General features: G+C 43.3%; 4 protein-coding genes. All 4 read right to left on the bottom strand.

From position 1 onward, the window contains the following. Positions 1-176 precede the first annotated feature (176 nt). Positions 177-485: a hypothetical protein gene (locus PR675_RS05830; RefSeq protein ID WP_230085226.1), complete on the bottom strand. Its 309-nt coding sequence runs from the start codon at positions 483-485 to the stop codon at positions 177-179. Between the two features lie 13 nt (positions 486-498). Then, positions 499-4,734, bottom strand: a complete 4,236-nt coding sequence (locus PR675_RS05825; RefSeq protein WP_230085225.1) for an RHS repeat-associated core domain-containing protein — start codon at positions 4,732-4,734, stop codon at positions 499-501. Between the two features lie 5 nt (positions 4,735-4,739). Beyond that, positions 4,740-5,171 carry a DcrB-related protein gene (locus tag PR675_RS05820; protein ID WP_060560807.1) on the bottom strand — a complete coding sequence of 144 codons (432 nt, stop codon included), beginning with the start codon at positions 5,169-5,171 and terminating at the stop codon, positions 4,740-4,742. 346 nt (positions 5,172-5,517) lie between these two features. Next, positions 5,518-7,170, bottom strand: a complete 1,653-nt coding sequence (locus tag PR675_RS05815) for an alpha-keto acid decarboxylase family protein (protein ID WP_060560808.1) — start codon at positions 7,168-7,170, stop codon at positions 5,518-5,520. Positions 7,171-7,326 lie beyond the last annotated feature (156 nt).

The raw sequence follows: 7,326 nt of genomic DNA, 5'->3' as shown, positions 1-7,326 counted from the left end.
CCGGTATTGATATCCTGTTCTTGCAGCAATCGCAGCCCTTGCCAGACAAAATGGGTTTCATGTCGTGTTGGTTTGCCGTGAGCCTGTGATCCAACCACCTTATGAATAAGGCGACCGAGTGCATCATCATGTCCATTCACAGTGCGTTATTAGGAACTAGTAATTAATACGATAGATTATAGAACTTCAACTGTACCAACTAGTTTAGGTCCTTCATAAACGTTCATGATAAATCCCGGGGTGAGTAAAAAACTTGGGGCATCTTCCATTAAAAAATACGCTTCACCTGAACCTATTCTTTGGTAGGAATCGACTTGTTCGTTACTTTTAATATTTAGCACTACTGACCAAGATGATATATCACCACTTTTACCTCTCATTGGTTCAGTGATTACATAATATTTTAAATTCAGGGGGAGTGATTTTTTTCCACCTTGTTGCACTGGTGTCCAATAAATCTTAACATTTTTTTTTGAAGTTTCCATTTTTCCCTCTATTTTAGCAAGTCGGTTGATGTATGTATTTACTCCACCTAGGCTTAATTTTTGCCTCATTGAGAACTGCATTCTCTATAAATCTAGCTTTTCCTATCCCATCCAATCGAGGGTTTTTATAAGCAGCATCAGCTATATGATCAGGTACATTGACTTGAACAACACGGAAATCACCACCATGCCCCATTTTTTCACCCCACGTCACCGCATCCTTATAGGATTCAGCAAACCATTTTCCTTCTAATGTGCTTGGAGGAGATGTCCATTTTCCGGTTTTCATCAACTCATCATATTCAGCAATATTCATACCTCTATATAAGATCATTAAACCGAGAGGGTCAATCCATACCAATGGATTAGGTGCATAAGCATACAGATTCATCCCACCCAATAACCCAATCGGGTCGTGCATGATAAAACGGCCTATCTGTGGGTCGTAGAATCGGAAGGTATTAAAATGTAATCCCGTTTCAGTGTCAAAATACTGTCCGGCATAGCGTAAGTTCTGCTCGAAGGACTCCATTTCACGTTCAGGGTCAGAGTAGAAACTTAATGGGCTACTGCGAACAAAACCAAAGTGTTCATATTTCCCTGACCACACCGTATTGCCTTGTGCATTGGTGACCTCAAGTGGGGCACTGTTAATGTCGCAGTGGTGCCAGTAATAACGGTAGCCGGCGGGTTGCTTCACGATAACGGCGAGTGGGGTATAACTGCCGTGTTCTTCGTAGCAATAGGTCTGACATTTACCTGTATTGATATCCTGCTCTTGCAGCAACCGAAGCCCTTGCCACACAAAATGGGTTTCGTGTCGTTTTAGTGTGCCGTGAGCCCGTGATTCGACCACTTTATGAATGCGACGACCCAGTGCATCGTAGTGATATTGGGCTTTCATGTCGCTGGTTTGGGCGATAACTAAACGGTTATCCCCATCATACTGATAAGTTTGTTTGGCTTGGTTAGGGTGCCCGCGTGAAATCACGTTACCATAGGCATCATGGCGATATTGCCAGCCTTGAAATTGAAGTAGCCTATCCCCTTGCGGGCTTAGGGCAGGCATTGATGGCGTTTGCGCCTCGATTTCTGATTGAGGTCGCTCTAACAGATTATCCGCACGGTCATAGAACAGCATGGCGTCCATGTTTTCGCCACTGGCGACTTTTTTCAGTCGCTGTTCCGAGTCATACAGGTATTCCACCCAGCCCCGATAATGGTCTTCCATCGCGCCAAGGTTATCTTGTTCGTCATAAAACCATTTTCGTGATGAGGCAATGCCGTTGAGTGGATGCGGTTTATCGCGTGAGCTGAAGGTGCTTATTGTCCGTCCCAGCTTATCGTACTGTCGATATTGGGTTAGAGCACCTTGGGTACGGCTGATTTCACGGTGGAGGTCATCCCGTTCAAATTCGGTGATTAAGTGCGGTGTACCCTCAACAAGGTGATTGATGGCAGTCGCATGTCCAGAACCGTAATAGAGCCAGTTGAGGCTATCACCTTGAGGTAACGTCAGACGGCTCAGGTTATTGAGTTCATCGTAAGCAAATTCGACGATATCATCGCCCGTTTGTTCACGGGTAATACGCCCAAGTGCGTCGTAGGTAAAGTGAACTTGGTTCGCTTGCAAGCCCATTTCAAGACCGAGTTGATTCGGTTGCCTCGACGCCACCAACAGGCGGTTTAGGCTATCCCACTGGTATTGATAGCTATCAGTTAATGTTTCCCGTTGAACAAGGTTACCCGCGGGGTCATACTGTAACAACACCGTGCGAGCTGGGGAAGGGAACACGCGGTCGCCTAAACGAGTTTCCTCGGCTAAACGTCCGAAACTGTTATAGCGATATTGAAGCAGCGTATCATCCGGTCTGATTTCCTCGATGAGTCGGCCTTCGGCATCACGGTTGAGTAGGTAACGTCCGCCATTGGCGTTTTCAATTGAAATTAATACGCCTTCAGCATTGTAATGGTAATGAATATGTCGAGCGAGTTTATCGATTTCCGTTGTGACGCGACCGAAGGCGTTGTATTGCCACTGACGCGGGGTATTGTCATTGCGTTGGTGATGGGTGAGGAGCCCCGCGGCATTCCAGGCCAATTGAACGGTAGAATTATCCGGCAACACAATGCGCGTGATGTGTCCTGCATTATCGTAGTGGTACTCTGTGGCTTCATGTAAGGCGTTAGTGTGAGAAACCAAACGACCTTCATCATCATAATGCCAGTAGTGCTGCTTGCCAGAGCAGTCGGTATGACGCAGTAATTGTCCGCGTTTTGTCCAGAGGAACTCGCTGCGCCCCTGTTTGGCATCAATGCGGACGGTGGGGCGCAGTGTAGTTTTAAAGTCATAGCGGTATTCGGTCGTTTGCTCCAGTGGAGAGATTTCTTTGATTAACCGTCCAAAACGGTCATACTCTAAACGTGATTCAGTGCCATCAGGCCAAAAGACAGCAATAAGGCGGTCACGTTCATTTTGGTATTGCCAGCGGGTTTGGTTGCCATTACCATCGGTTAAACTGAGTAATCGTCCTAACTCATCCCATTCACTGGTTTGCGTATGTCCTTCGGCGTTGCGACAGCCGCAAGGTAGCCCAAACTCATCCCACAAGAGTTCGGTTTTGATGCTTGTTCGGTCAGTGTACTGAATGATTTGATAGTTATCATTGAGTTGCCAAAATGAGGTAGAGCCATCATACCAATAAGCGGTGCGTGTGAGATGGATATCATCGTATTCCAGTCGGTAGCTTTCCCCTTCGCTGGTTGTGTTTTCAATCACACGCCACAGGTTATCGTCGGAGAGTTCCCAACGGTACTCGCTGCGTAAACCATATTTATCCGTATGCCACGCCATGATGCCAGCATCTGTCCAACCAAATTGGCGGTAAGGGTGGTCTGTGTGCTGTTCGACACGTACCAGCTGGGCGTGTTCGTTATAAAAATAAGCACATTGACGGCGACGAGCTTGATTGGCGTTTACCTGATACACGGCTGTGAGACGTGATACTGTTTTTTCTTCAAACGGAAAGGATTGGTATTCACAAACGATATTCAGGTCACCGCAACCGGTAATGTGAATGAGTTGATGCTGTTCGTTGTAGTGGAAACGTTGCTCATTACCGACATTATCTATGACGTGGCTTAAGCGGCTGCGACCTTCGGTATCAAAAGGGGGGTAATGATAACGCAGTTCACCTGCATCCTGAAACGTCCAACTGTCATCGTCATTGTGGATCATCCAGCCTTGGGCAGCCTCACAAAAGCTACGATACCCTAGTGGGATGTCTGGAAACGGAAGGATGTCACCCGACAGGTTTTGCCAAACAAAGCCGTCTTCGGTTTTAATCAATTGGGTTTCCCAAAAGAAACTCCAGCCTCGACCCAATACACCCTCATAACAATAACTGCTTAAATAGTTGCGTTGCCAGTGAAGCGGTAATTCAGACTCATAGGTAAAATCCAGCTCATCCTCACCGTTTAATACTTTCTGCCCACCAATCACCTCCACAGGGCGAGTGAGTATGCCGATTGCGGGGATTGCCATGCTCATCGCTGTAAGTACCGTTCCATAACGACAGAAGAAACGGCTAATTTTGGCGCTGCCTGGTAATTTGCTCCACAGCTTTGCCACCGCGCTGGGGCCTTTCGCCACTCCTCCTCCAAAGCTTAAAAATCCCGCAAATAACATGGTTAAATCAGAGGCCGTAGTGACCCAAGACGGAATTTCAGGCTCTATATCTTCAGTGGCTTGTGTCCCCCCACCAATCCGGACATTGGGGGAGCCTTCCATCACCGTGGCATCACAGGTGGTTTTATCACCGACCCGAGAAGCAGGGAATCCATTGATATACACCGAGTCAGAGCCTTGTGCCATTTGACGCAGACTATTTTCCTTATCGCACTTGACGTCACTGCGAGTGGAAATGGCGGCGGCCTTACCGTTAATTCGTACATTGTGAGAGCCGGTTTTGATTTCCCCGCAGGGGCTTAAGGATTTAGATCCCGTTTCAACACATTTATCCCGTGCCCATTCCGCTAGCTTAGCTGTGCCATACCCAATTGCTACTGAAGCTCCAATAGCAAAAAAGCCGATACCAACATAACTTGTTCCAATGCCAATCCCCATCAAGGCACCAGAGATGACTGCGCCTCCTATGGCAATAGCTGCCCCTAATACCGTACCGATGAGCATTCCCCACATCGATTTTGAATGACCGATGATATCACCGACTCTGGCGGCTTCTGGCATGGTGGTTACCCTCTTGGTTGAAAGCTAAGCAGGAGAGTGTTCATCCACGCCCATTGCTCATCGTTAAAGGCGTTGGGGGATGACATTGTAAAAATCAGGGTTTGGGTATCACTGAAAGGGTAAACAGCCTGAATTTGATACACTTGCTGTTTTTTGTTCGGGCGGTAGCGTGAGCTGATGAGATAGCCGTGAATGCCGTCGAGTCCCAGTACAGAGGGCTTTTCTTCAAGGAGTTGCCAATCTTTCAAGGAACGTTGCAAAAGTTGCTTTTGGCGAGCAACATAGTCATCAAAGGTTTCATCAGCGGGTTTGTCATCCCGAGAAATGTTAACCGCATTCCCTGTGGGGGAAATCAGGATATTGACGGTTTGTTCTTTATATCCATCGGGGAGGGTAACACTGCCTTCAGAAAAAACACAACGTGACTCAGTAATCATTCGTATCTCGCTTAAGTATGAATATTATTCTTTTTTAAATTATATAACCATTAAATTTCTCTTAATAATCGGTTATACCATATTAAGCCTACATACCTAAATGAAAATTTGAGTTATTCCAAGATAAATGTTAATCATAATTTTTTAAATTTCGATTTGAAATAACAATTAAATGAAATAACTAATTGATAATTAATGTTTTTTATCATGCTTCTAGCTTGGCGTTTTTTAAGAGGAGAACATTGCACAAAAATAAGGCAAAAAGAAAATGACTAATGCAAAAACTGGCAAGGTTTTGATTGTTTAATAACCAGCTGCCAGTTCTTATCATAATAGTTATTTCATATTAAGAAGAGTATAACGAATCTAATGCTCCCCGTAATTTATGTGCAAGCTCAGGTGCAACGTATTTATCAGTGACCACTTCAATGTAGGATGCAAAAGGGGATGACTCTGCATGATTGATGGCGATATCAAGTTCATTACAACGTGTTACCTTTTGGCAATACCAATCATGACAACCTAATGCAGCGGGTAATTTTTCATAATCCCATTTAGCGATATCATTGTAATAAGCTTCCGGATCTTTGCATATTAAGCGCTCAAATAGATACCCATCATTATTGATAATGAAAATAATCGGTTTTAATTGAAAACGTGCAAACTGGCAAATTTCTTGTGCTGTTAACTGATGAGCACCTTCCCCTGTAATTAAGATCACTCTGCGCTTAGGGGCTGCCAAAGCCGCTCCGAAAGCGGCGGCAGTAGACCATCCAATAGACCCCCACAAGGTTTGGTTACAGAATTGAACCCCTTTAGGAAGTTGTGCAAAGACTAAACCCATTAATGGGGTTCCTGTGTCAGTAAAAATAATATCATTTTCTTTAAACATCTTTTCGAATCGAGAATATAGATATTCAGCCGATATTGATTGATAGCCGGTGAACAATGATTCATCTAAGCATTGAACTTTAGGGTGGTTTTGATGAAATGAGGGAATTCGCTCTTTCAATTTAGCGAGTACATCCTTCATATACACCTGAGAGTATACTGTAGAACCAATTTTGACATAATCAGGCATGATATTGATATGATATTCTGAAGGGATAGCGGCAGTAAAACAGCCCGTATTCATATCCGTCATCATTGCACCGATGCTAATAATACAATCGCTGCTTTCTATATATTCACTAACAGGGGTATTTATTAAATGTCCATAATAGATGCCCATATAATTAGATGCTGTTTCATTGAGTACCCCTTTATCCATAATCATGGTAGCATAAGGTAAGTTTGATTTATTTATTAGGGTTTGAAGCTCATCGGTTAATCCTAAACGAGAAGCTAAAATTCCCGGAAGTAGGCTAATTTTTTGGCTAGTTAATAGTTTATTTAAAATTACATTAATAACTTTGGTTAGGTTTTGATTATTACTTTGGGGAATATCAGTGCATACTGAATACCGTTTATTTGTATGAATAGGCATTTCAGCATAATCGGATGGAATACCGATATAGACAGGTTGGCGCTTAAATAAAGCGTATGTGATCAGCCGTTCTACTTCTTCAATACAATTTTCAGGGGTAAGAATTGCTTGCGCACAACTAATAGGTTGAAACATTTTATAGAACAGAGTGAAATCCCCATCTCCTAAAGAGTGATGAAGAATTTTTTTACTTTCCTGTGTACCGCTAGATGGCATACCTACCAAATGAAAAATAGGTAAATATTCAGCGTAAGATCCCGCAATAGCATTGATAGCACTGAGTTCACCAACACCGAATGTTGTTGATAATGCAGCTATACCTTTTATTCGCGCATACCCATCTGCAGCATATGCTGCATTTAATTCATTACAGCAGCCAACCCAACGCATTTTATTATTTTCACAAATGGCATCATTAATTGGAAATGAATAATCCCCAGCAACACCAAAAATATCGCTAACACCTATATCGTATAATCGAGTTAATAAATATTGTACCACTGTTTTTTTCATCATTTTCTCCATTATGCTTTTAAGACAGTCGGTAATGAATAATGAAATATCATTTGTAGATGAGTTTAAATGGAACTGCTCTATGTGATCGCTGTTATATAAATAAAATAATATAATAAAGCTTAAAAATGAGAATGTAGGGTAATCTTTTGTTTA

This window comes from Providencia sp. PROV261 (genome assembly GCF_028477945.1).
Lineage (GTDB): Bacteria > Pseudomonadota > Gammaproteobacteria > Enterobacterales > Enterobacteriaceae > Providencia > Providencia stuartii.
This window is presented reverse-complemented; position numbering and strand designations above follow the sequence as displayed.

What these genes read in the sequence shown, in the direction of transcription:
- PR675_RS05830 (WP_230085226.1), bottom strand. Translation starts at nt 485, where the DNA reads ATGGAAACTTCAAAAAAAAATGTTAAGATTTATTGGACACCAGTGCAA.
- PR675_RS05820 (WP_060560807.1), bottom strand. Translation starts at nt 5,171, where the DNA reads ATGATTACTGAGTCACGTTGTGTTTTTTCTGAAGGCAGTGTTACCCTC.
- PR675_RS05825 (WP_230085225.1), bottom strand. Translation starts at nt 4,734, where the DNA reads ATGCCAGAAGCCGCCAGAGTCGGTGATATCATCGGTCATTCAAAATCG.
- PR675_RS05815 (WP_060560808.1), bottom strand. Translation starts at nt 7,170, where the DNA reads ATGAAAAAAACAGTGGTACAATATTTATTAACTCGATTATACGATATA.